This window comes from Aeromonas sp. FDAARGOS 1419, assembly GCF_019047045.1.
In the GTDB taxonomy this organism is placed as follows: Bacteria; Pseudomonadota; Gammaproteobacteria; order Enterobacterales; family Aeromonadaceae; genus Aeromonas; species Aeromonas veronii.
The window spans coordinates 2945557-2969986 of the sequence record NZ_CP077209.1; the positions used below are offsets into that span (position 1 = coordinate 2945557).

The 24430-nt window shown below is 61.9% G+C and carries 25 protein-coding genes and 1 riboswitch; of the genes, 10 read left to right on the plus strand and 15 right to left on the minus strand.

Features of this window, described 5'->3' with window-relative positions; translation table 11 throughout:
* The first annotated feature begins 143 nt into the window (after positions 1-143).
* Positions 144-229, plus strand: a riboswitch (cyclic di-GMP riboswitch).
* Positions 230-294: 65 nt separating this feature from the next.
* The gene (gbpA, locus tag I6L49_RS13260; RefSeq protein ID WP_216949717.1) at positions 295-1716 is read left to right on the plus strand and encodes an N-acetylglucosamine-binding protein GbpA; all 1422 of its coding nucleotides are present in this window, start codon (positions 295-297) and stop codon (positions 1714-1716) included.
* A gap of 151 nt (positions 1717-1867) precedes the next feature.
* On the opposite strand, the gene I6L49_RS13265 is transcribed toward gbpA, so the two are convergent.
* The 11 genes from I6L49_RS13265 to I6L49_RS13315 form a co-directional block, all read right to left on the minus strand.
* The gene (locus tag I6L49_RS13265) at positions 1868-2704 is read right to left on the minus strand and encodes a transporter substrate-binding domain-containing protein (RefSeq protein WP_075115973.1); all 837 of its coding nucleotides are present in this window, start codon (positions 2702-2704) and stop codon (positions 1868-1870) included.
* Complete coding sequence (locus tag I6L49_RS13270) at positions 2701-3462, minus strand: amino acid ABC transporter ATP-binding protein (protein ID WP_040067361.1); 762 nt, start codon at positions 3460-3462, stop codon at positions 2701-2703. Before I6L49_RS13270 ends, I6L49_RS13265 begins: the two co-directional genes overlap by 4 nt.
* Positions 3459-4121, minus strand: coding sequence for an amino acid ABC transporter permease (locus tag I6L49_RS13275; protein ID WP_071913495.1), 663 nt, complete (start codon positions 4119-4121; stop codon positions 3459-3461). Before I6L49_RS13275 ends, I6L49_RS13270 begins: the two co-directional genes overlap by 4 nt.
* 92 nt (positions 4122-4213) lie before the next feature.
* On the minus strand, positions 4214-4879 hold the full coding sequence (locus tag I6L49_RS13280) for an amino acid ABC transporter permease (RefSeq protein WP_111901048.1): 666 nt from the start codon (positions 4877-4879) through the stop codon (positions 4214-4216).
* A complete protein-coding gene (locus tag I6L49_RS13285; RefSeq protein ID WP_185227823.1) occupies positions 4876-6087 on the minus strand; it encodes a threonine synthase in 1212 nt (403 codons plus the stop codon). Before I6L49_RS13285 ends, I6L49_RS13280 begins: the two co-directional genes overlap by 4 nt.
* 195 nt (positions 6088-6282) lie before the next feature.
* Positions 6283-7230, minus strand: a complete 948-nt coding sequence (cbl, locus tag I6L49_RS13290) for an HTH-type transcriptional regulator Cbl (protein WP_043850028.1) — start codon at positions 7228-7230, stop codon at positions 6283-6285.
* Positions 7231-7353: 123 nt separating this feature from the next.
* The gene (locus tag I6L49_RS13295) at positions 7354-8421 is read right to left on the minus strand and encodes a sulfate/molybdate ABC transporter ATP-binding protein (RefSeq protein WP_042030337.1); all 1068 of its coding nucleotides are present in this window, start codon (positions 8419-8421) and stop codon (positions 7354-7356) included.
* A 22-nt stretch (positions 8422-8443) separates the two neighbouring features.
* The gene (gene cysW, locus I6L49_RS13300; protein WP_042030335.1) at positions 8444-9334 is read right to left on the minus strand and encodes a sulfate ABC transporter permease subunit CysW; all 891 of its coding nucleotides are present in this window, start codon (positions 9332-9334) and stop codon (positions 8444-8446) included.
* Positions 9331-10170, minus strand: a complete 840-nt coding sequence (gene cysT / locus I6L49_RS13305) for a sulfate ABC transporter permease subunit CysT (protein ID WP_058056496.1) — start codon at positions 10168-10170, stop codon at positions 9331-9333. The genes cysW and cysT overlap by 4 nt, the downstream gene beginning before the upstream one ends.
* A 271-nt stretch (positions 10171-10441) precedes the next feature.
* A complete protein-coding gene (locus I6L49_RS13310) occupies positions 10442-11017 on the minus strand; it encodes an alpha/beta hydrolase (RefSeq protein WP_040067346.1) in 576 nt (191 codons plus the stop codon).
* Positions 11018-11073: 56 nt separating this feature from the next.
* Entirely contained in the window at positions 11074-12075 is a 1002-nt protein-coding gene (locus I6L49_RS13315; RefSeq protein ID WP_216949718.1) for a sulfate ABC transporter substrate-binding protein, read from the minus strand.
* Positions 12076-12292: 217 nt separating this feature from the next.
* Here I6L49_RS13315 and I6L49_RS13320 point away from each other — a divergent pair, with 217 nt between their 5' ends.
* The 4 genes from I6L49_RS13320 (at position 12293) to I6L49_RS13335 (ending at position 14907) form a co-directional block, all read left to right on the plus strand.
* Positions 12293-13555 carry a DUF4010 domain-containing protein gene (locus I6L49_RS13320; RefSeq protein ID WP_216949719.1) on the plus strand — a complete coding sequence of 421 codons (1263 nt, stop codon included), beginning with the start codon at positions 12293-12295 and terminating at the stop codon, positions 13553-13555.
* A gap of 86 nt (positions 13556-13641) precedes the next feature.
* Positions 13642-14232 carry a sugar O-acetyltransferase gene (locus I6L49_RS13325; protein ID WP_167558230.1) on the plus strand — a complete coding sequence of 197 codons (591 nt, stop codon included), beginning with the start codon at positions 13642-13644 and terminating at the stop codon, positions 14230-14232.
* Positions 14229-14567, plus strand: a complete 339-nt coding sequence (locus I6L49_RS13330; protein ID WP_167570795.1) for a DUF1294 domain-containing protein — start codon at positions 14229-14231, stop codon at positions 14565-14567. Before I6L49_RS13325 ends, I6L49_RS13330 begins: the two co-directional genes overlap by 4 nt.
* A gap of 127 nt (positions 14568-14694) precedes the next feature.
* The gene (locus I6L49_RS13335; RefSeq protein WP_040067337.1) at positions 14695-14907 is read left to right on the plus strand and encodes a hypothetical protein; all 213 of its coding nucleotides are present in this window, start codon (positions 14695-14697) and stop codon (positions 14905-14907) included.
* Positions 14908-14992: 85 nt separating this feature from the next.
* Here the strand turns inward: I6L49_RS13335 and yrfG are convergent, their stop codons facing one another.
* Positions 14993-15673 carry a GMP/IMP nucleotidase gene (gene yrfG, locus I6L49_RS13340; protein ID WP_158112679.1) on the minus strand — a complete coding sequence of 227 codons (681 nt, stop codon included), beginning with the start codon at positions 15671-15673 and terminating at the stop codon, positions 14993-14995.
* 143 nt (positions 15674-15816) lie between these two features.
* On the opposite strand from yrfG, the gene nudE reads away from it, so the two are divergent.
* The 3 genes from nudE to I6L49_RS13355 all read left to right on the plus strand — a co-directional run bounded on the left by nudE (position 15817) and on the right by I6L49_RS13355 (position 18985).
* Positions 15817-16425, plus strand: a complete 609-nt coding sequence (nudE, locus tag I6L49_RS13345) for an ADP compounds hydrolase NudE (RefSeq protein WP_216949720.1) — start codon at positions 15817-15819, stop codon at positions 16423-16425.
* A 37-nt stretch (positions 16426-16462) separates the two neighbouring features.
* Positions 16463-17275 (plus strand): 3'(2'),5'-bisphosphate nucleotidase CysQ, encoded by an 813-nt coding sequence (cysQ, locus tag I6L49_RS13350; RefSeq protein WP_005343054.1) that lies wholly within the window; start codon positions 16463-16465, stop codon positions 17273-17275.
* A gap of 438 nt (positions 17276-17713) precedes the next feature.
* Positions 17714-18985, plus strand: a complete 1272-nt coding sequence (locus I6L49_RS13355; RefSeq protein ID WP_216949721.1) for an aromatic amino acid transport family protein — start codon at positions 17714-17716, stop codon at positions 18983-18985.
* 71 nt (positions 18986-19056) lie between these two features.
* Here I6L49_RS13355 and I6L49_RS13360 read toward each other — a convergent pair whose 3' ends face one another.
* The 3 genes from I6L49_RS13360 to metJ form a co-directional block, all read right to left on the minus strand.
* Entirely contained in the window at positions 19057-19395 is a 339-nt protein-coding gene (locus I6L49_RS13360; RefSeq protein ID WP_108541080.1) for a tRNA-binding protein, read from the minus strand.
* Between the two features lie 83 nt (positions 19396-19478).
* On the minus strand, positions 19479-20201 hold the full coding sequence (locus tag I6L49_RS13365) for an AraC family transcriptional regulator (RefSeq protein WP_216949722.1): 723 nt from the start codon (positions 20199-20201) through the stop codon (positions 19479-19481).
* 41 nt (positions 20202-20242) lie between these two features.
* On the minus strand, positions 20243-20566 hold the full coding sequence (metJ, locus tag I6L49_RS13370; protein WP_005340251.1) for a met regulon transcriptional regulator MetJ: 324 nt from the start codon (positions 20564-20566) through the stop codon (positions 20243-20245).
* A gap of 205 nt (positions 20567-20771) precedes the next feature.
* On the opposite strand from metJ, the gene metB reads away from it, so the two are divergent.
* Both metB and I6L49_RS13380 read left to right on the plus strand, forming a co-directional pair.
* A complete protein-coding gene (metB, locus tag I6L49_RS13375; RefSeq protein WP_216949723.1) occupies positions 20772-21944 on the plus strand; it encodes a cystathionine gamma-synthase in 1173 nt (390 codons plus the stop codon).
* Entirely contained in the window at positions 21944-24400 is a 2457-nt protein-coding gene (locus I6L49_RS13380) for a bifunctional aspartate kinase/homoserine dehydrogenase II (protein ID WP_216949724.1), read from the plus strand. The genes metB and I6L49_RS13380 overlap by 1 nt, the downstream gene beginning before the upstream one ends.
* Positions 24401-24430: the final 30 nt, after the last annotated feature.

Below are 24430 nucleotides of genomic sequence, written 5' to 3' on the forward strand. Positions count from 1 at the left end.
CACAGATAAGAGAACAATTTAAAAACAGCCAGTTAGAATGATTTTCGCGCCATTGAATGGCGCATTTAAACATTTAACTTCAAATGATTAATCAATGCAGTGCACAATGCTGATGGCCGAACATTTGGCCCATCACTAACCATCTAGTCATTTGGCAAACTGACCGAAAGGTCGGGACGCAAAGCCTCCGGTCTACAGACGTTTTGTCCAGGATAGCGGGGTTGCCACACGCAAGTGTGCATCGGGGATCTCCCCGGCCAACTGACTGCCCACATCTATCGAACAGAGGAATGTATGGCAGCAAAAATCCAACTCAATCACATCGCGGCGATGCTGGCCCTGCTGGCCAGCGGCAGCGCCCTGGCCCACGGCTACATCAGCCAGCCCGAGAGCCGCAACTACCTGTGCAAAACCGGTGGCAACAGCCAGTGTGGCGGCGTGCAGTGGGAGCCCCAGAGCGTGGAGGGCCCATCAGGCTTCCCGCAAACCGGCCCGCAGGATGGCCAAATCGCCTCGGCGGGCAGCCCGCGCTGGAGCGAGCTGAACATCCAGACCAGCGACCGCTGGACCAAGCGTGAAGTACAGCCCGGCCCCTTCGCCATCAGCTGGACCTTCACTGCCAACCACGTCACCCGCAACTGGCGCTACTACCTCACCAAGCAGGACTGGAACCCCAACCAGCCGCTCACCCGCAACTCGTTCGACCTGACCCCCTTCTGCGTCATCGACGGCAACATGGTGCAGCCGCCCAAGCAGGTGACCCACAACTGTGTCCTGCCGGAGCGCACCGGTTATCAGGTGATCCTCGGCGTGTGGGAAGTGGGCGACACCAGCAACAGCTTCTACAACATCATCGATGCCAAGTTCAAAGATGGCAGCCAGCCGCCGCTGGAGTGGAGTCAGGCCGGCACCATCTACCCCTCCATCGACCTCGCGGCAGGCGACAAGGCGATGACCCGGGTATTCGATGCCAACGGCGAGCGCCCCGATCTGCAGACCGTGCTGACCATCACCACCGCCGAGCAGGGCCAGAAGAACAACTGGGCTCATGCCCTCGCCAGCAAGATCAACGCCGAGCAGAGCCTGATCCGCGCCGGTCAGCAAGGAGCCGATGGCCAGTTCAATCCGGTCTATGGCATGAACCCCGTCTATCTGAAGCGAGACAGCAAGCTGAAGCGGGTCGAGATTGACCTGCAACAGCAGCAACCGCCGGTGGTGGACAGTATCAGCGTCAGCGGTCTGGCCAGCGACTATATGCTGGACAACGGCAAGGCAACCCTCGATTTCACCGTCACCGCACAGGGCGATCTGACCGTCTCCAACACCCTCTATGACCACGGCGGCGTGGCCAAGGGTGAAAGCAGTGCCGACATCAAGGACAGCAGCCACACCTTCACCATGGCGCTGGAAGGGCTCAAGGCAGGTCACCACCAGCTGGTGATCAAGGCCACCCCGAAAGCGGGCGGCGAGACCATCCAGCAGACCATGGATCTGATGTTCAAGGAGCAGAGCAGCGGCGAATATGACTTCGTCTTCCCGAACAACATCAAGTCCTACACCGCCGGTACCAAAGTGCAGCAGCCGAAAAATGGCAAGGTCTATCAGTGCAAGCTCTTCCCCTACAGCGGCTACTGCCAGCAGTGGACCACCACAGCCACCCAGTACGAGCCGGGCATCGGCTCCCACTGGCAGATGGCCTGGGATGAAGTGCACTAACCCACGCTTGGCCACATAAAAAAAGGGCGTCCTCTCTAGCAGGGGACGCCCGGAAAAATCAAACCTTGCGGTTTGCATACCAACGGAACCAAGACCTCACTCTTCACTTACTTCACACACTCAACACACTCTTCAAAACAGGGTTTGTCCATTAACCCTGCCATTTTCCTCCTTCGACGATCACATCATTCGGATCGGTATCAGGGCTCAGCTTGTCACGCACATACTGGTCATAGAGTTTCAGCAGGTACTTCTCCTCACCCAGCTTGGCGAGACGGTCGTTGACCCAGTCACGCAGCTCGATATTGCCCTTCTTCACCGCCGGGGCGATGGGATCTTCCGAGCCCAGTTTTTCGGGCAATACCCGATAGCCCGGGTTCTCCTTGGCCCAGCTGAACAGCACCAGGTTGTCCTGGGCATAGGCGTCGCCACGGCCCTGGGCCAGCGCCTGCAAGGATTCGGTATTCTTCTCGAACTTGAGCACCTTCCACTCCGGGTGGTTGCGGGTCAGCCAGATGTCGGCCGTGGTGCCGGTGGTCACGATCAGGGTCTTGCTGGCCAGATCATCGAGCTTCTTGGCAGAGCTCCCTTCCGGCACCAGCACCTGTACCGCCACTCGCAGGTTCGGGTTGGTGAAATCCACCACCTCGCGCCGCTCCGGGGTCACCGTCATATTGGCGAGGATCAGATCCACCTTGTCGCTCTGCAGGAAGGGGATGCGACTGGCAGGCTCCACCGCCACGAACTCGATCTTGTTCTCGTCCCCCAGCAGATCCTTGGCGAAGCGGCGACCGAGGTCGGTGTCAAAACCGACGTAGTTCCCCTTCTCGTCCACGTAGCCAAACGGCGGCTTGTCGGTGAAGACGCCGACGATGAGCTTGTCCCGCGCCTTGATCTTGTCGAGGGAACCGTCCGCCGCATGGGCAGCGCCGCTGGCGATACCCAGTCCCAATAAGGCACTAAGCAGAACCGAGGTGATTTTTTTCATGCTGACTCCTTTCGTTTGATGACATTTGTATAAGAAAACTTGGCGAGGAACTGGCGCGCACGCTGGCTCCTAGGATTGTCGAAAAATTGGTGGGGGGCGGCCTGCTCCAGAATGTGGCCGCCATCCATGAAGACGATGCGATCCGCCACAGCCCGGGCGAAGGCCAGCTCGTGGGTGACGATAAGCAGGGTCATGCCGCTACCGGCGAGATCTCGGATCACCTCCAGCACCTCCTGCACCATCTCGGGGTCGAGGGCGGCGGTTACCTCGTCAAACAGCATCACCTGCGGGTTCATGCACAGCGCCCGCACGATGGCGATGCGCTGCTGCTGACCGCCGGAGAGCTGGCGCGGATAGTCATGGCGCCGCTCCCACAGGCCGATGCGGGTCAGCAGCTGCTCGGCTTGCAGCAGCGCCTCTGCCCGCTCCCGCTTTTGCACCTGCAGGGGGCCAAGCAGCACGTTTTCCAGCACCGTCAGGTTGGGGAAGAGGTGATAGCTCTGGAACACCATGCCGATCCGCTGGCGCACCCGCTGCCAGTCGGTAGCGCCGTCCAGCAACACACCATCGAAGCGGATCTCGCCCCCCTGAATGGGCTCGAGCCCGTTGAGAGTGCGCAACAAGGTGCTCTTGCCGCAGCCGCTAGGCCCCAGAATGACGATCACCTCCCCGGCGCGCACGCTGAGGCTGATCCGATCGAGCACCAGATTCGGGCCGAACTGTTTACTGACAGAACCGAGTTCAAGCAGAGGTGTCATACCGCATTACCCCATTGTTGCTCCAGCCGGCGCGAGGCGAGCGAGAGCGGATAGCAGACCAGAAAAAAGAACAGAAACAGCAGACCGTAAATAAGCAGCGAGCCATAGGTGCGCTCGATGATCTGCTGGCCCACCTTGATCACTTCCACCACCCCGATCAGCACCGCCAGCGAACTGGTCTTGATGATGCGGGTGTAGATGTTGATGGTCGGCGGCGTCAGCCGCTGCAACGCCTGTGGCAGCAACACATGGCGATAGAGCTGCCAGGTCGAGAGCCCGAGCGCCAACCCGGCCTCCTGCTGACCACGGGCGAGGGAGTTGAGGCCACCGCGCACCACCTCTCCCACCTCGCTGGCGCCCCAGAGGGCGAGTACCAGCACGGCGCACCAGAAAGCCGGAATATCGAGGCCGAAAAAGATCGGCAACCCGAAGAAAAAGAGATAGAGCCACACCAGCACCGGCACCACCCGAAACAGCTCGAGATAAAGCCGCAGCAGCCCCCGAACCAACCGGCCGCCCTGTTGTGCCAACACGCCGTAAGCGACACCGCCGAGGGTGGCAAACAGGATGGCCAGCAGCGAGATGGCGAGGGTCTGACCCGCGCCCACCGCCAGCAGTGGCAGCGCCTGCGTCAGCTGTTCAGAAATTTCACTGGCCATATTGAGCCCTCCTTTCCTGCTTCTTGGTGACGAGAGAGGGTGGCAGCTGGAAGATAAGTGCCCACATCGGGATCCTCGCCTGCATCAGCGATTCAGTGACCGAACTGACCATGTTGCAGCCTCCTTTCAACGACTCGCAGAGCGAGAGAGAGCGGCAGAAAGATCAGCACGCACATCAAGGTCAGCACCGCCAGCATCTCGTAGGTCTTGTAGTAGAGGGCGATGTAATTCTTGGTGGTGTAGAGCAGCTCTGGCACCGCCACCGCCGAAGCCACGGTTGTCTCTTTGAGCAGAAAGATGAAGTTGGCAAACAGCGCGGGCAGGCTGGCGAGCCAGGCCTGGGGCAACTGCACGTGGCGCAGCAGTTGCCAGCGAGAAAGCCCGATGGCCCTGCCAGCCTCCAGCTGACTGGCGGGCACCGCCTGAATGCCTGCACGCAGCGCCTCGGTCAGATAACCACCACCGAGGAAGGTCATGGCAATCACCGCAGTGGTAAACCCGGAGAGCGACAAACCGAGCGCGGGCAGCCCGAAATAGAGGAAGAAGAGCTGGATCAGCAGCGGCGTGTTGCGGGCCAGCTCGACATATCCGCGGATCAGTGCGCTGAGCGGCCGCTTGTGCAGGCTCAGCAGGGCGACGTTGAGCAGGGCGACCGCCAGCGAAGTGAGGATCACTATGGCTCCCAGCTGCAAGGTAACCCAGACAGCCTTGCCGAAGGCGGGCAGCGTCGTAAGGATAAAGGGCAGATCCAGATTCATGCCGGGATCCTCCCGTCACGCTGCAGACGCTGGGGCAGCACAGTGATCGCATCCGGGTACTTGATGCCGGCACCGGTATTGAGCACGACAACCTGCTCCTGCTCCCGGATCCAGCCCGCCTCGCGCAGTTGACGAGCGGCAGCAAACGCGGCGGCCCCTTCCGGGCAGACAAAGCTCCCTTCGCGAGAAGCAAGCAAGCGGATCTCGCTCTGGATCGCCTTGTCATCCACTGCGATGGCGCAACCCTCGGTGCGATAGAGTGCGTCCAGCACCAGAAAATCCCCCAACGCTTTGGGTACATTGATGCCGAACGCCAGCGTCCGGGAGTCAGGCCAGAAGCTCGACTCGGCGGCTCTCTGTTGCCACGCCTGTACGATGGGAGCGCAACCGCTCGCCTGCACGGCCACCAGCCGGGGCAGCTCACCCTTGACCCAGCCCAGCTCCTGCAGCTCGCGCAGCCCCTTGTAGATACCGATAAGGCCGACCCCGCCACCGGTGGGATAGATGATCACATCCGGCAGGGTCCAGCCCAGCTGTTCGGCAATCTCCAGCCCCATGGTCTTCTTGCCCTCTATCCGGTAGGGCTCCTTCAGGGTTGAGGCATCAAACAGGGCGTGCTCCGCCACCGCCTGTGCCACCTGGCGACCGGCATCGCTGATCAGGCCATCCACCAGATAGAGACGGGAACCGGCGAGGGAGGTCTCCAGTCGGGTGATGGCGGGAGCTGCCTGCGGCATGACGATGGTACTGCGCAGTCCGGCGCGGGCACCGTAGAGCGCCCATGCAGCCCCTGCGTTGCCGTTGGTCGGCATGGCGAAGTGGGTGACGCCGAGTTCACGCGCGCGGGAGATACCCACAGCTGCGCCACGAGCCTTGAAGGAGCCGGTGGGGATGACGCTCTCGTCTTTCATCCAGAGATCCGGAATACCGATCTGCTTGCCCAGCGTGGGCAGCCGTAGCAACGGGGTAAGCCCCTCACCCAACGTCACAACGTGGGCGGGATCCCGCACCGGCAGCAACTCGTGATAACGCCACAGGCTGGCCGGGCGACCCGACAATGCCGCCGGGTGCCAGGCTCGCTTCAACGCATCGAGATCGTAGCTGGCCAGCAGTGGTGCACCTGCCCGGCTCAGTTGCCAGGGCTGGTCGGCATCATGGATCTCGCCACTCTTGCTGCAACGCAGATGTGATAGGTAGCTATACGGCATGCTTTATCCTGAATGGATCGACTTTGGTCAGTCACTTATTCCATCCTGCAATCCAAGTACCGGATAACAAACAAAATTAACTGGCAAACCTAAGTGAAAAAATTCATATGAAGCCGTCTGTTTTCGCTGACAATCTCATCTGCCAGCAATAAAGAAGGGGAGCCAATGGCTCCCCTTCTGGTCTTCTCTTCCGATTCAAATCTGGAAGTCGATGGCAGGCTCGCTGCCCATGGCGCGGGCCTGAATATCCGCCAGCGCCAGCTCAGGGTTGCAGAGCTGGATAAACTGCCAGGCAAAGTTGTGCTGGAACTGCCCCTGCTTGAGGCCAATCCAGGCGGTGTGGGGGGCAAACAGATGGCTGCCATCGAGCTGTATCAGCCCCTGATCGCGCTGCGCGTCGAACGCCATGTCGGCCAGTATGCCGACCCCCATCTCCAGCTCGACATAGGTCTTGATGACATCGGAGTCCTGCGCCGTCAGCAGGATCTGCGGTTCAATGCCAGCCGCAGCAAAGGCTTCATCCACCCGCACCCGCCCGGTCAACCCGGCTTGATAGGTGACGATGGGCCAGTTGGCCAGCGCCGCCAGCGTCAGATCCCGCTCGCCTGCCAGCGGATGTTGCTCGGGCACCACGATGTTGTGGTGCCAGCGGTAGTAGGGGAATGCCACCACCCCTTCGCTCTTGTCGAGCTGCTCGCTGCTGATGCCGATATCCACCTCGCCGGTCTGCACCAGCCGCACTATCTCCTCCGGGCTGCCCTGACGCAGCTCCAGCTGTACCAGCGGGAACTGCTCGCGAAACGCCTTTACCACCCGCGGCAAGGCATAGCGCGCCTGGGTATGGGTGGTAGCCACCAGCAAACGGCCCGAGTCGCGGTTGGCAAAGGTGCTGGCCAGTTTGCGGATGTTGTTGGCGTCATTGAGAATGCGCTCGGCAATCACCAGCAACTCCTTGCCCGGCTCGGTCATGCCGAGCAGCCGCTTGCCGTAGCGGATGAACAACTCGATCCCCAGCTCCTCTTCCAGCTCGCGGATATGGCGACTCACCCCGGATTGCGAGGTAAAAAGGGCGTTGGCCACCTCGGTCAGGTTGTAATCCCGCCGCGCTGCCTCCCGGATAATTCGTAACTGCTGAAAATTCACCTTGTCGCCTCCTGCGAAGAGTGGGCGACACAATCTGGTCACCCCCTCATTTTTGTTATTTGGCCGGATCATGCCCCGGCAGAGCGCCTGAACCCGGGCAGCCATGCCACCCGCAACAAAACATCAAATCTGGTAATCGGGATAGAACTGCGCCTGTCTGGCCACCAGCCGTACCCCCTGTCCCGGAGCAAACTGCTTGGCCGCCTCCTTGCTCAGCTCCGCCTCGTAGTGGGCCCCTTTGGTTTCGCCATCGCCACGCAGCTCCACCCGAATGCGTGGCCCCATGGGCAGCAGACGGGTGATGGTGGCACGGATCCCGCCCGGCGCATCGGCTGGCAGAATCTCCAGTTCATGGGGACGAACATAGGCGATGGCGGCACTGCCGTGGGCCAGATGAGAAGCCGACGGCCCGCCGAGCAGCTGCTCGCCGATGCCGAATCCCTGCTCCGCCACCCGACCGCGGAACTGGTTCACGCTGCCGAGGAAGCTGTGGACGAAGGAGCTGGCGGGCTGGTCGTAGACCTCGGCCGGGGTGCCGATCTGCTCGACCCGTCCGGCATTCATCAACACCACCCGATCCGCTACCTCCAGCGCCTCCTCCTGATCGTGGGTGACGAACAGGCTGGTGACATGCAGCTCGTCGTGCAGCTCGCGCAGCCAACGGCGCAGCTCCTTGCGCACCTGCGCATCGAGGGCGCCGAAGGGCTCGTCCAAGAGCAACACCTTGGGCTGCACCGCCAGCGCGCGGGCCAGCGCGACCCGCTGACGCTGGCCGCCGGAGAGCTGGGTCGGGTAGCGCTCGGCCACGTGGCTGAGCTGCACCAGATCCAGCAGCTCCTTGACCCGGGCACGAATGGCAGCCTCGGCCGGGCGTTCACTGCGCGGTTTGACCCTAAGGCCAAACGCTACGTTCTCGAACACCGTCATGTGGCGAAACAGGGCGTAGTGCTGGAACACGAAGCCGACGTTGCGCTCGCGCACATGGAGATCCGAGGCGTCCTCACCGCGGATGATGACGCTGCCACTGTCGGCCTGCTCCAGCCCGGCGATGATCCGCAGCAGGGTGGTCTTGCCGCAACCGGAGGGGCCGAGCAGCGCCACCAGCTCACCGTCGTGAAAGTCGAGGTTGATGTCTGCCAGCGCCGCGTACTGATTGAAATGCTTGTTGAGTTGTTGAACCTGAATGCTCATGGCTGCCTCTTTAAAACGGTGATCAGTGAGATTTGGTGGGCTGGGCACGCAGCCGGGCCAACAGGGTTTCACCCAGCAGGGTGAAGATCCCGAACAGAGCCAAGAGGCTTGCCACTGCAAAGGCGGCGCCGGTCTGGTACTCGTTGTAGAGGATCTCGATATGCAGCGGCAGGGTATTGGTCTGGCCGCGAATATGGCCGGAAACTACCGACACCGCGCCAAACTCCCCCACCGCGCGGGCGGTACAGAGCAGCAGGCCGTACATCAGGCTCCAGCGAATGCCGGGCAGGGTGACGCGCCAGAACATCTGCAGACCGCTCGCCCCCAGCATGATGGCCGCCTCCTCCTCTTCCGGGCCACGCGCCTCCATCTGGGGCAGCAGCTCGCGCACAACGAAGGGCACGGTAATGAAGGTGGTGGCCAGGATGATCCCCGGGGTGGCGAAGATGATCTTGATGTCGTGTTCGCTCAGCCAGTCACCGAACCAGCCGCGGCTGCCGAACATCAACACCAGCATTAGACCGGCGATCACCGGCGACACCGAGAAGGGCAGATCGATGATGGTGATGAGCAGCTGGCGACCGGGGAAGCGGAAACGGGCGATGGCCCAGGCCGCCGCGATCCCGAACAGCAGATTGAGGGGAACGGCGCAGAGGGTCACCAGAGCGGTGAGACCGAGGGCGCTCAGGGCATCCGGCTCGCTGATGGCGTGCCAGAAGAAGGCCAGCCCAGGGCTCAGCGCCTGAATAAAGACGGTGGCCAACGGCAGCAGCAACAGGGCGGCAAACCAGCCGAGACCCACCGTGATGAGCAGCCATTTGACCCACTGGGGCTCGCGGATCACGGTCGGAGCCTTGCGCACGGGAGCAACCTCCACAGGGGCGACTTCAAGGGCGAGTGTCGATGCGTTCATATCCGGCTCCCTCCGATACGAGACCAGCTCCAGGCCTGCAACTTGTTGATTAGCAGTAACAAAATGAATGAGATCAGCAGCATCACCACGGCAATGGCAGAGGCGCCGGCATAGTCGTACTCCTCCAGATGGCTCATGATCATCAGCGGCGCGATTTCCGAGACCATCGGCAGGTTGCCGGCGATGAAGATGACGGAGCCGTACTCCCCCACTGCACGGGCAAACGCCAACGCAAAGCCGGTGAGCAGGGCCGGGATCAGGGTCGGCCAGAGCACATGGATAAAGGTCTGCCAGCGATCGGCGCCGAGACTGGCGGCGGCCTCCTCCTGCTCGCTCTCAGCCTCTCGCAGCACCGGCTGCAGGGTGCGCACCACAAAAGGCAGCCCAATAAAGGTGAGGGCGATCACGACGCCGATGGGGTTGTAGGCGAGCTGGATGCCGAGCGGCGCCAGCAGATGGCCGATCCAGCCGTTGGGGGCGAAGATGGCGCACAGGGCGATGCCGGATACAGCAGTCGGCATGGCAAATGGCAGGTCGATCAGCGCATCCACCAGACGACGACCGGGGAAGGTGTAGCGCACCAGGATCCAGGCCAGGATCAGGCCAAACAGGCTGTTGAGCAGCGCCGCGACAAAGGCCGCCCCGAAGCTCAGGCGAAAGGAGGCGAGCACCCGGGGTGAACCGATCACCTGCCAGAACTCGGCGGCGGTCAGGTTGTTGATCGCAAACAGTACCAGGGCCGAGAGCGGCAACAGCACCAACAGGCCCAGATAGAGCAGGCTGAACCCCAAGGTGGGACCAAAACCGGGCAGGACAGAATAAGAACCAAATCGCATAACACATCCATCTGTTATGAAGAATTTTCGATATGGTGATTCTGCGCACTCCCCTCATCGGCAACAAACATCAATTGCGACTTTGCTAATCACTTTTTTGTCTAACCGCAGAGTCACAAGGCTCTTGGCGCACTCCAAATAAAAAAAGGTCTTTTATATAAATAAAAGACCTAAGAAATGGAGCAATACGGAGCGGAGCATTCAAAGAACGGGGGCATGGAGTAGCCAGCGAACAGCGCGCCCGACAACCCTCCAACCACTTCACAGATACCTAGCGAAAGCCCAATACGACCGGCCGGGGCGATGCGGCCTTGACCGGTGCCACTACCAGCTCACCACGGCGGTAGAGTGCCCCCAGCAAATGCAGCCCCTGATGCCAATCCCCATGACCGGACTGGGCATTGATATGGCCCGCCTCACCGGCATCGAACAGCGGCACCTGCCACTGACGGCTCCAGTATTCGGCCCGTTCAAAGCTCATCCAGGGATCATTGCGGCTGGCCACCAGCTGGGCCGACACCTGCAGCGGCCCGGCCAAGGCCTCATCCGCAATGCCAAAACGGGCGGGATCGGCGGGCGCCACCAGAAAGATCGAGGCCACCTTCTCCGGCTGCAAGCGGGCCGCCGCAATGGCAGTCAGCGCGCCAAAAGAGTGAGCCACCAGATGGACCCGGCTGCGGCGACGTTTCAGCTTGCTCGCCAGCTTGGCACTCCAGACCCTGAGGTCCGGCTTGTCCCACGGCAGCCCGGTCATCCGCTGCCATTGGGGAAAATGATCGTGCCAGCGGCTCTGCCAGTGATCCGGCCCACTGTTGTGCAGACCGGGAACCAGGAGGATCTTGTTCATCTTGGTGCTCCTATCGGCTGGCACAGGGGCCAGTTCAGTGATGGATAACGAAGCTATCAACGACCCGGCTGATAGATCTGGTCAAACAGACCGCCCTGGGCGAAGTGTTTCTTCTGGGCTTTCTCCCAATCCCCTTCCAGATCCTTGACGGTAAAGAGGGCAAGCTGCGGGAACAGGGCTGCCGTCTCCTTCAGGATCGCCGGGTTGCTGGGGCGATAGTGATGTTTGGCGACGATATGCTGCCCCTCGTCAGAGTAGAGATAATCGAGATAGGCCTTGGCCACCGCTTCGGTACCGTGCTTCTTGGCCACCTTGTCCACCACCGCGACCGGCGGCTCCGCCAGAATGGAGACCGAAGGCACCACCAGCTCGAACTTGTCGCTGGCCCCCGCCTGACCAAGCACCAGCAGGGCTTCGTTCTCCCACGCCAACAGCACGTCACCGAGACCGCGCTCGGTAAAGCTGGTGGTGGCACCGCGGGCGCCTGAGTCCAACACCTTCACGTTCTTGAAGAGATCGCCGACAAACTGCTTGGCCCCCTCTTCACTGCCGCTCTTCTTCAGGGCATAGCCCCAGGCGGCCAGATAGTTCCAGCGTGCCCCGCCGGAGGTCTTGGGGTTGGGAGTCACGATGGCGACATCCTTGCGCACCAGATCATCCCAATCCTTGATCTGCTTGGGATTGCCCTTGCGCACCAGGAAGACAATGGTGGAGGTATAGGGCGAGGCGTTGTTGCCGAGGCGACTCTGCCAGTCGGCAGCGGTCAGCCCCTCCTTGGCGATGGCGTTGACATCGTAGGCCAGCGCCAGCGATACCACGTCGGCCTCCAGTCCATCCACCACAGCGCGGGCCTGCTTGCCGGAGCCACCGTGAGACTGGCTCACCACCACGTCGTCGCCGGTTTTGGCCTTCCACTCCTTGGCAAAGGCGGCGTTGTACTCCTGAAACAGCTCGCGGGTCGGATCGTAAGAGACGTTGAGCAGGCGGATCTCGGCGGCATTGGCCTGACCAAATGCCAGCAGAGAGAGCAGGGTCAGGGCGGTCATTCGCAGTTTCATGGTGATTCTCCATATCTTGTTGGGTTGAGAACAGCATGCCGTGGAGTTGTTATGCCCAGAAGAAAGAAATAACTCTTTGCTTATCTCTTTTGCTCATATCAACTCAGCCACCCGCACCGGGAGCCGGACGCAGACTCTGTGAGCCATGCCCCTCTGGCCCCTTGCTCGCTGTGCCATCATGGGAACAAGGCAGGCAGATGACGAAAAGGAAGTCGTTATGTGGATCAATGCAGAACCGGTCAACGGTGCCCTGGTCTCGCTGGCCATCGGCCTTATCATCGGACTGGAGCGGGGCTGGCAGGTGCGTCAGCTGGGGGACAACCAGCGCATCGCCGGGATGCGTACCTACGGCCTTATCGGCCTGCTCGGCGGGGTATGCGGTTTGCTGCTGCCCACCCTGGGCCCCTGGCTGCCGCTGCTCGGCCTGCTGGCGGTGGTGATCGGCTGCGGCCTCTCGGTCTGGCTGGCCCAGCGCTGGCAAGGGGAGTTTGGTCTCACCAGCTCGGTAGCCATGCTGCTCACCTATTTGCTGGGGCTGATGTCGGTGCTGCTGAGCCCGAGCGAGGCGGTCGCCTGCGCCGTGCTGGCCGCCCTGTTGATGGGCTTGAAGGGACAGATCCAGCAGGGGATGCTGTTTCTCAGCGAGACCGAATTCCACGCTACCCTGCGCTTTCTGCTTATCTCGCTGGTGCTGCTGCCGGTGCTCCCCAACGAGGAGATGGGCCCCCTCGACGCCTTCAACCCCTTCAAGATCTGGCTGATGGTGGTGGTGATCGCCGGCATCTCGTTTTGTGGCCACTTCGCAGTACGTCTGCTCGGCACCCGCGCCGGGCTGGTGCTCACCAGCATACTGGCGGGATTGGCCTCCTCCACCGCCCTCACCCTGCAGTTTGCCCGCCTCAACAAGGAGCAGGGGGGGCTGGAGCGACTGCTGGCCACCGGCATCCTGCTGGCGGGGGCCACCATGTGGCTGCGGCTGCTGGTACTGGTGCTGCTGATTCACAGCGAACTGGCGATGCGCCTCGCCGCCCCGCTCGTGTTGCTGGCGGCCACGGTCTACGGCTTTGCCTTCTGGTTCTGGCGTCAGCGTGAGGAGCTGATTGACGGCCCAGTAAAGCCGGAAACCAGCAACCCGCTCGATCTTGCCACCGCCATCAAGTTCGGCCTGCTGCTGGCGCTGATCGGCTTTATGGCCACCCTGCTGCAAGACAGGGTGGGCAACTCGGGGGTCTATCTGCTGGCGCTGGTCTCGGGGATCACCGACGTGGACGCCATCACCTTGTCGCTCTCCCAGCTCTCCCACAAGGAGCTGGCGCTGGAGGTGGCCGCCCGCGGCATCCTGCTCGCCGGGCTGGTCAACTCGCTGGTGAAGGGGCTGCTGGCCCTTGGCATTGGCGGTCGCAGTCTCGGGCTGCGGGTGCTGCTCCCCTACTTTGTCTCGGCCCTGCTGATCCTGCCCCTCGTCTGGCCCGCAGGTTGACGGGGATCACCTGCAACAAGTGACAGACTGACGGCGCCCCAGACAGTCACGTATACTGCCCCCTCTTGCAGCATGAGGAGGTAGCAATGGCGAGCGACTGGGACAAGGTACTGGCAGGCGGGGCGCTGGATGGCCAGAGCGAGGAGATAGCGAACGACCGGATCCGCGGTCAGGCGCTGCTGGCCCAGCTTAATGGTTCACCTGCAGGCGATGCCCCTCTGCGCCAGCAGATTTGCCGCGAGCTGTTCGGCCACTGCCCCGACTCCTGCTGGATCAGCACGCCCTTCACCTGCGAGTTTGGCCGCAACATCCATATCGGCGAGAAGACCTTCTTCAACTTCAACGTCACCATTCTCGATCTGGGTGAAGTGCATATCGGCAGCCATGTGCTGCTGGCCCCCAACGTGCAGATCTACACCGCCACCCACACCATGAACTATCTGGAGCGACGCAACTGGACCGCCTACAACAAGCCGGTGCAGATCGGCGATGACTGCTGGATCGGCGGCGGCGCCATCATCTGCCCCGGCGTCACCATAGGGCCGCGCTCCATCATTGGCGCAGGCGCAGTGGTCACCCGCGACATCCCGGCCGACTCGGTAGCGGTGGGAAATCCGGCCAAGGTGATCCGCACCCTCAAGCAGGACGAGGAGCGCTGCTGGGAGCTGGCCCAGTGATGGCGCTGGCGCTGCTGCCACTGGGCGCCGCCCTCTGGCTCGGCCTCGGCGAGCAGCAGTGGTGGCCGCTGGCCGTGTTGCTCTTCATGAGCCTGCTGACGGTAGCCGCCTACGCATGGGACAAGCGGCAAGCGGTGCGGGGCGAGTGGCGCATTCCCGAATCTCGCCTGCACCTGCTGGAGCTGTGCGGCGGCTGGCCGGGGGCACTGGTGGCCCGCCAGTGGCTGCGTCACAAGACCCAGAAGCGCAGCTACCGGCTGGTCTTCTGGTTTATCGTGCTGCTGCACCTCACCCTGTGGGGACTCTGGCTTGGCCGCCCCCTCTGGCAGCAATAGCTGTCTGCGTCACAAAGGGACAATGGGCCCCATTGCGGCCAATTGGCGGCTATGAGAAAACAGGGCTGATCCATCAGCGTTTTCGCCGTTTATGACGACCATATTGATATCGACAAGGAGTCGTGACATGACCATGTGGACAGGCATAGTCCTGATCGTATTTATCAGCCTATTGTTCGGATATCTCGGCAAGCGGGCGCGCTATCAGATGGGGGATGCCCGCATCACCGACCGCCTCGGCAAGCAGGATATGATCATCAGAGAATTGCAGGAGCGGATCGCCAATCTGGAGGCGATCGTCATCGAAGAGGAGAAGCGGCGCCCGTTTCGGGAGCTGTGATTTTTCGCCATCAGGCGTCAGATAACCAAAATTCAAATCAAAGATAGAGGGCGGCATGATGCAGCCCTCTCTCGTTTCAGCAGACTCAGATTGCCAGCGGCAGCAACTCGGCATAGTCGCGGATCGCCGGAAAAGCGGTAATGCTCTGCTCCGGCTTGCAGCTATCCGGATTCTGGATCGCCAGCTGATAGCCGATACCATAGTCGGCGGCAGCCCGCAGGATCCGCTCGCTATCATCCACAAACAGGGTGCGGGCCGGATCGAACGCCAGCCGCTGTGCCAGCGCCTGCCAGCAGTGCTGGCTCTCCTTCGACCAACCCAGCTCGTGGGTACTCACCATCAAATCCAGATGGTCGCTCAGTCCCAGCTGCGCATCCTTCACCGACAGACTGGCGGGGTGGGCGTTGGTGAAAAGCACCAGCTGCTTGCCCGCGGCACGCAACTCGGCCAGAAAAGGGATGGCATGGGGTCGCCACTGGATCTTCGCCAGCAGCTCCTGCTTGAGGGCACGAATATCGAGCCCCAGGGTCTCGCTCCAGTAATCCACGCAGTACCAGTTGAGGGTGCCGTTGACGGCGTGATAGTGGACATCGATCTGCGCCTTTGCTTCATCCAGCGGCAGCCCGAGCCGCTCGGCGTAACGCTCCGGCACCAGCTGCTGCCAGAGGTGATTGTCAAAATGCAGATCGATCAGGGTGCCATCCATATCGAGCAAGACGGTATCAATCTGGTGCCAGGGCAAGGTGGTGGAGCGGGAGTGTGGCATCGGGCCTCTTGATCGCGGATCTCGGAAAACGGGGCGGCAGTATAACGGATTTTTCCTCCCCCTTTGCCCTCCCCGGCCCGTGGTGTTCGGTGTGAGAGTCGTTTACTCTTGAAGCACGATTTTTTAACGAGCCGTCACCCCTGATGAGTGAGCACCACAAAAGCCCCCCCGAACAGATTTCGATCGACCAGCTGGATCATCCCAAGAGCAAGCCGGAGATCCTCAAGGCCGATATCGTGGCCGAGAGCCGACTGTTCAAGGTGGAATCGCTACACCTCAAATTCTCCAACGGCGAAGAGCGGGTCTACGAGCGGATGCGCGGCGGCAATCGTGGCGCCGTCATGGTGGTGCCGCTGTTCGATGAGCAGACCCTGCTGCTGGTGCGCGAATATGCCGCCGGCACCCACTCCTACGAGCTGGGCTTTCCCAAGGGGCTGATCGACCCGGGCGAAGATGCCTTCGAGGCGGGCAACCGGGAACTGATGGAAGAGGCGGGCTTTGGCGCCAACAGCCTGACCCTGCTCAAACAGGTGTCGTTGGCGCCGGGCTACTTCTCCAGCCGGATGGACATTTTACTGGCGCGGGATCTCTTCCCCGAACAGCGGATCGGCGACGAGCCCGAACCGCTGGAGGTGATCCCCTGGCCACTCAACCGGATCGATGAATTGCTGGCGCGGCCCGACTTCACCGAGTCGCGCAGCATCAGTGCCCTGCTCTTGGCCCAAAAGTGGCTGGCGGAGCAGGCAGAGTAGCCCGCAGACGGGCAGTTAACAGACAGAGGATAACGAGATGCAGGAGTTGTTGGCCTGGGTGCCGGGGGTCAAGGAGATTGCCCGCGAAGCCGGAAGGATCCTTCACGACATCTATCACGGCGGTCAGTTCGAGCGTCAGCTGAAGGAGGATGCGACCCCGGTCACCAGTGCCGATCTTGCTGCCGATGCCTACCTCAAACAGGCGCTGTCGGCGCTCACCCCCCATGTGCCGGTGCTGACCGAAGAGGCGGCCGACATCCCCTTCAGCCAGCGATCCAACTGGCGGCAGTACTGGCTGGTGGATCCTCTCGATGGCACTGGCGAATTTATCGCGGGCAGCGGCGACTTCGCCACCCTGATCGCCCTGGTGCGGGACAATGTGCCGGTGCTCGGGGTCATCTATGCCCCCGAGTCCAACGTGCTCTACTGGGCAGTGCGCGGCTACGGCGCCTTCAAGGAGGTGAATGGCGAAGTGTTGCCCATCAGCGCCATGCATCACGAGCATGACCAGCCCGACTCGCTGGTGGTGGCCATCAGCCGCCGCCAGAAGCTGGAGAAGCTCACCCGCCGCCTCAACCCGGCCATCAACTACGAGCTGATCCCGCTCGGCTCCAGCTCCCTCAAATCCTGTCTGGTGGCGGAAGGGGCGGCCGATTGCTACGTGCGGCTAGGCCCCACCGGCGAGTGGGACACCGCCGCCGCCCAGTGCATCGTCGAGGCGGCCGGTGGCCGCATCCTCAGCCTGGCGTTGCAGCCACTCAGTTACAACGAAACCGAGTCGCTTGAGAACCCTGACTTTATCGTGATGGGGGATCCGGATCTCGCCTGGGGCAACATTCTGGCCCACTAGGCCGATAGCGATATCATCACACCTGACAAAGCAGGCGGCCCGATGGCCGCCTGCTTTGTCAGGGAAGTTGCCCCGGGTGATGACCGGAGTGATCATCTGCTCAAGGCCCTCTTGAACAGCGTGATACGCTGGCAAAGCGGCAAAATGATAGTGAAACATCACAATCGGTCGGCGAGAAACGGTGCGATTTTTCACGTAATGCTGAAAACACCTGGTTAGCCAAAATAAAAAAACGAGTGCAGATCAAATTTTGGTTTTATATTTCACAAAAATCACCATTATCAGTTTTGTTGCATTCTGTGATCCAGATTCCATTCCCAATCTCGCTGGCTAAACCCCGCAATGGCAGTGATATGTTTCAGTCTCGCCTTTTGAGAATTAAATCCCGATAAACCACAATGAACTCAGATTAAAACACTAACAAAAAGTGAATTAGTAATGAGTTTATCTGTAGAGGCTACCAAGGAGCTATCCGGTTCCTGCTCCACCACTGCCAGCATCACCCGCTGGCGCCGTCACGACACCCACTGGGTTATCAGCCTGTTTGGCACCGCCGTTGGCGCCGGCATCCTGTTCCTGCCCATCAATCTGGGTCTGGGCGGCATCTGGCCCCTCGTCATCGTCGCAGTACTGGCGGGTCCTATGACCTTCCTCGCCCACCGCGGGCTGGCGCGCTTCGTGCTCTCCTCGTCACGCTCCCACGCCGACTTCACCGAAGTGGCGGAGGAGCACTTCGGCAAGATGGCCGGTCGCCTCATCTCGGCGCTCTACTTCCTCTCCATCTTCCCGATCCTGCTCATCTACGGGGTCGGTCTGACCAACACGGTGGAGAGCTTTATGGTCAACCAGCTCGGCATGGCAACCCCGGATCGGGTGATGCTCTCCGGCGTGCTGGTATTCGCCATGATCGCCGTGATGCTGGCGGGTGAGAAAGCGATGCTGCGCGCCTTCGCCTTTATGGTCTATCCGCTGGCGGCCATTCTGGCGGCGCTCTCCTGCTACCTGATCCCTCAGTGGCAATGGCCGGAAGTGACGGCGTTTGAAGGGGTCAGCTTCCTCAACACCGTCTGGCTGGCGCTGCCGGTCACCGTGTTCGCCTTCAGCCACGCCGCCGCCATCTCCGGCTTTGCCAACGTGCAGCGTCGTGAATATGGCGAGCAGGCAGAAGCCAAGAGCGGCCTGATCCTGCGCAACACCACAGTGATGCTGGTGGGCTTTGTGCTGTTCTTCGTCTTCTCCTGCGTGCTGAGCCTCTCGCCAGCCCAGCTGGCCGAAGCCAAGGCCCAAAACGTCTCTGTGCTCTCCTATCTCGCCAACATCACTGACAACCCGGTGATTGTGACTCTGGGGCCGCTCATCGCCTTTATCGCCATCAGCTCCTCCTTCCTCGGTCACTTCCTCGGTGCCCGCGAGAGCCTGAAAAGCCTGATCGCCAAGCCCACCGGCCTGCCGCTGGCCAAGGCGGACAAGGTCGGCATCGCCCTGATGTTCTTCTCTATCTGGGGCGCCGCCGTCATCAACCCGGGCATTCTGGGGCTGATGGAGACCCTCTCCGGCCCGGTCATCGCCATGATCCTGTTCATCATGCCGGTGATTGCCATCTACAAGGTGGAGGCGCTGGCCCGCTTCCGTCACGGCTGGACCAACGGCTTTATCCTGCTGACCGGTTCGCTGGCGGTATCGGCGCTGATCTTCAGCCTGTTGAAGTAACGACTCGCAGCAGATAACAAAAAAGAGAGGCGACCTTGGGTCGCCTCTCTTGTCTCTGTTCGGGAGTGAACTCAGCCCAGCTTGGCACCGTTCTCCACCGCCTGCTCGGGAATAGCCATCACTACGGCGCCATCCGGCCGATAGAAACCGGTCAGCAGAAATTCAGACTGAAACGGCCCTATCTGTTTGGTCGGGAAGTTGACGACGGCGATGATCTGGCGGCCCACCAGCTGCTCTGGCTGGTAGAGCGCGGTGATCTGGGCGCTGCTCTTGCGAACCCCCAGTTCAGGGCCAAAATCCGCCCACACCTTGTAGGCCGGTTTACGCGCCTCGGGGAACGGCTCGACCCGCACCAGAGTGCCCACCCTCAGCTCCACCATCTCGAAATCCTGCCAGCTAATCGTCTCCATTTCGGCTCCTGTTTATCGTGCACCTGCATGAGCCGCAGCATGGCCCAAAGAGAGAAGCCTGTATTCGGCGATCAGCCGTTTCGTTACGGCAGGTGGCCGTTTTGCTGGCGCCAGAGGGACGGAGTAAGCCCGGTCTCGGCCAGGAAGCGCTCGCCGAAGGCCCCCTGATTCTGGTAACCGCAGCGGCTGGCAATCTCGCCAACAGGCAGTTGTGTACCGGCAAGCAGAGTACGCGCCAGCGCCATGCGTCGACTGCGAATGTAGTGGGAGACGCTCGTCCCCAGCTGCTGGCGAAAAGCGAGCTTGAACTGGCTCTGGCCAAGGCAGGCGATGGCGGCGAGTTGCTGATTGGTCAGCGGGGCGGCGAGGTTGGCATCGATATGGCGTTGCACCTTGAGGATGCGGGCGGCAAGACGCGGCGTGGCAGTGCTCTGCATCCCCTGCCCTTCCGCCAGCAGGGAGAGCCACACCTGCTCCATGCCCGCCACCTGCCGACCCTCGGCCACCATGCGGTGCAGAAAAGCGAGGTAGTGACGCTGGGGCTCATCCAGCTCGATAAAGGGGCGGGCCGCCAAATCGCCGGGTAACCAGTCGCTCTCCTGCACCAGAAACGAAAGCGCAGGATCGGCGGCGTAGTCGTGTCGCTCACCGGGGGCGATGATGCAGGCAGAACCGGGGGCAAGCCGGCGCCCCCGGCCCTGCACCTCGATCTCGAGGGGGCCGTCGAGGGGGATCACCAACTGGGCAAAGTCGTGACTATGGCTGCAAACGTGGTGGTGATAGTGGCGCAGGCTGAAGCGGGACATGGCTGATAGCAATGACGCGGCCAGGGCCGCGTCATTGGGGGTTATTCCTTGTCGAAATCTTCGATCTCTTTGCCCAGCGCTTCCATGATGGCGCGCGCTTCGGCCGGGACACTGTCCGGTTGATCCTTGCGCAAGTCTTCGTCGCAAGGGAGCGGCTGGCCGGTGAAAGCGTGCAGGAAGGCTTCACAGAGCAGCTCGCTGTTGGTCGCATGACGCAGGTTGTTCACCTGACGGCGGGTGCGCTCATCGGTCAACACTTTCAACACCTTGAGCGGGATCGAGACGGTAATCTTCTTGACCTGTTCGCTCTTCTTACCGTGTTCCGCGTAGGGGCTGACGTAGTCGCCGTTCCACTCTGTTCCCATGACTCACCTGTTCTCATTTAGCCGTGAGCGCGGATTTTAACCCTTAAGGAAATTAATGGCAATCCAACGGCAAAGCCATTTAGACGTCTGGAAGTGTTGACGGCTTTTTTAAGCTGGCGTAGTGTGGTTGTCCATGAGCCCGCAGTGGCGGGATGGCGCGTGGCAGCAAGATGCCGGCGTGTGAAGAGACATCAAGGAGAGTGATATGACCCACAAGGCCACCCTGGCGGTTCGCACCGGGATTGAGACAGACCAGCAACACGGTGCCGTGGTGCCCCCCATCTACCTCTCCAGCAACTACACCTTTGCCGACTTTGGCGAGCCCCGTCAATACGATTATGCCCGCTCCGGCAACCCGACCCGCACCAATCTGGCGGACGCGCTGGCGTCGCTGGAAGGGGGCGCTGGCGCCGTGGTCACCGGCACCGGCATGGGCGCTGTCCATCTGGTCACCACTGCACTGCTCAAGGCTGGGGATCTGCTGATTGCCCCTCACGACTGCTACGGCGGCACCTGGCGCCTGTTCGAGTATCTGGCGGCCAAGGGACACTACCGGGTGCAATTTGTCGATCAGGGGGATGAGGCCGCTCTGGCCGCCGCTCTGGCCCAGAAGCCTGCGCTGGTATGGGTCGAGACCCCCTCCAACCCGCTGCTGCGAGTGGTGGATATCAGCGCCATTGCCAGCGCCGCCCACGAGGTGGGTGCGCAGGTGGTGGTGGACAACACCTTCCTCTCCCCTCTGCTGCAACAACCGCTGGCCCTCGGTGCCGACGTGGTGGTGCACTCCACCACCAAGTACATCAACGGTCACTCCGACGTGGTGGGCGGAGTGGCGATTGCCAAGGAGGCAGCACTGGCCGAGTCGCTGGTGTGGTGGGCCAACTGTCTGGGGCTCACCTCCGGGGCGTTCGACTCCTACCTCACCCTGCGCGGCCTGCGCACTCTGGCCCCCAGATTACGCACCCATCAGGAGAACACCGATCGCATCCTCGCCTTCCTGCAACAGCAGCCACTGGTGAAACGCATCTATCACCCCAGCCTGCCGAGCCATCCGGGCCATGATATTGCGCGCCGTCAACAGTCCGGCTTCGGCGCCATGCTAAGTTTTGAACTCGATTGCAGCGAGGCGGGCATTCGCGCCTTCCTCGCGGCCCTCACCCTCTTCTCGGTGGCCGAGTCCCTCGGCGGGGTGGAGAGTCTGGTGGCCCATCCGGCCAGCATGACTCACAGGGCCATGACCCCGGTCGCGCAGCAGGCAGCAGGTATCAGCGCCCAGCTGCTGCGGTTGTCGGTCGGTATTGAACACGGTGAAGATCTGGTGGCCGATCTGGCTCAGGCTTTTGAACAGGCGCAGCAGGCAGAACAGGTAGCGAAGTAATGGAACAGCAGCAACAAGGAGAGATCGCGGTGGCAGCAGAAGCAGGATTGAAGCGACGTCACGTCCACAAATTTGGTGGCAGCAGTCTGGCGGATCCGGTCTGTTATCGCCGGGTCGCCAGTATCGTTGAACAACAGGTGGGCGGGGATGAACTAATCGTGGTCTCCGCCGCCGGCAAGACCACCAACCGGCTGATCCAGCTGGTGGAGCTGGCCGAAGCGGGGGACGAAGCCGCTGGCGAAGCCATCTCGGCCCTGCAGGCCTATCAGCAGAGCCTGATCGACGGCCTGCTGGAGGGTGAACTGCAGCTCGATCTGAGCAAGCAGCTGGCCGACGACATGCAGCTGATCGCCAAAACGCTGGAGGGGCAGTTTGACCGCTTCGCCCGCAACGGCTTGCTCGCCTTTGGCGAAGTGTGGTCGGCGCGCCTGCTGGCAGCCCTGCTCACCAGCCGCGGCGACAAGGCCATCTGGCTCGATGCCCGCAGCTTCCTGCGCGCCGAGGATGGCGCTCTGGTCAAGGTGGATACCGCCCTCTCCAGCGAGCTGCTCAAGGCGCGACTGGCGGAGCATGCCGGCCGCATCGTGGTAACCGGCTTTATCGCCGCCGACATGGAGGGGCGCTCCCTGCTGCTCGGTCGCAACGGCTCCGACTACAGCGCCAGCCTGTTGGCGCTGCTGGCGGACGGCGAATCCACCACCATCTGGAGCGACGTGGCCGGGGTCTACAGCGCCGACCCCCGTCGGGTGAAGGAAGCGCGTCTGCTGGAGCGCCTGAGCCTCGCGGAAGCCAACGAGCTGGCCCGCCTTGGCTCTTCGGTATTGCACTCGCGCACCCTGCAACCGGTGGCCGACAGCCGCCAGCGCCTCACTTTGCGCTGCAGCTACAACCCGGATGAGGGCTGCACCCACATCCTGCGCCGCGCCCCCCGCTCCGGTGGCGCCCGCATCGTCTCCTCGGTGGATCAGATCGCCCTCATCGAGCTGAAGGTGCTGCCGCAAACCAACTACGAGCAGACGGTGGCCACCATCGAGGCCCATCTGGCTCGTCACCGTCTCAACCCACTCACCCTGCAGCGCCAGCCGGATCGCCGGATCCTGCGTCTCGCCTATACCCTTGAGGTAGCACAGGGCGCCTTCGAGCTGCTGCGGGACTTTCAGTTGCAAGGGAACTTCACCGGCCTCATCCAGAAAGAGGGGTACAGTCTGGTGGCGCTGGTCGGCGCCGGTGTCACCGACAACGCGGAGCAGTGCCACCGCTTCTATCAGCTACTGGCAGATCAGCCGCTGGAGTTCGTACAGGTGGCCAGAGATGGCCTGAGTCTGGTGGCCGTGTTGCGTCAGGTAGTGCTGGAGCCGCTGCTCATCGCCCTGCACAGCGCCCTGTTCAGCCGCCCGACCCGGGTCGGACTGGTGGTGTTCGGCAAGGGCAATATCGGCGGCCACTGGCTGAGCCTCTACGCCCGTGAAAAGGCACGGCTGGAACATGAGCTCAATCTGGCGCTCACCCTCTACGGGGTGTTCAGCTCGGAAGGAGGCCTGCTCGATGAAGAGGGGCTCAACCCCCTCAAGGTACAGGACAACTTCAATCCCAAGCCGCTGATCTGGCCGGAGTTGCTCTCCCAGCTTGAGCAGCACGGCTTCGATGCGCTGGTTGCGCTGGACATGACCGCCAGCGAAACGGTGAGCCGCTACTATCCGGATTTTGCCCAGCTCGGCATTCATATCATCGCCGCCAACAAGTTTGCCGGTGCCGCCGACAGCGAGTTCTACCAGCGCATCAAGCAGACCTGCCGCGACCATCAGGTGCAGTGGCGCTACAACGCCACCGTGGGCGCCGGGCTGCCAATCCAGTCCAGCATCCAGATGCTGCGCCAGAGCGGCGACCGCATTCAGGGGGTCTCCGGCATCTTCTCCGGCACCCTCTCCTGGCTGTTCCAGCAGTATGACGGCACCCGCCCCTTCTCCGAGCTGGTGGATGAGGCGTGGCAGCACGGTCTGACCGAACCGGATCCCCGCGAAGATCTCTCCGGTCAGGATGTGCGGCGCAAGCTGCTTATTCTGGCGCGGGAAGCGGGCTTCGAGCTCGACTCCGCCGATATCGAGCTGGAGAATCTGGTGCCCGTTACGCTGCGCAAGGTGACCGCCTATCAGTTCATGGACAGACTGAAAGAGCTGGATGGCCCGATCCAGACCGCCTTCGAAGGGGCCAAGCGCCTCGGCAAGGTACTGCGCTACGTGGCCCGCTTCGAGCATGACGGCAAGGCGCGGGTCGGACTGGAGGCGCTGGAGCCCCACCACCCGTTCGCCAACCTCTTGCCGTGCGACAACATCTTCGCCATCGAGAGCGACAGCTACCGCACCAACCCGCTGGTGATCCAGGGGCCGGGGGCGGGTCGGGAAGTGACCGCCGCCGCTATCCAGTACGATCTGTGGCAGATCTGCGCCAGCCTCTAAGGCAGATTGCAAAGGGAGCAGCACCTCAGC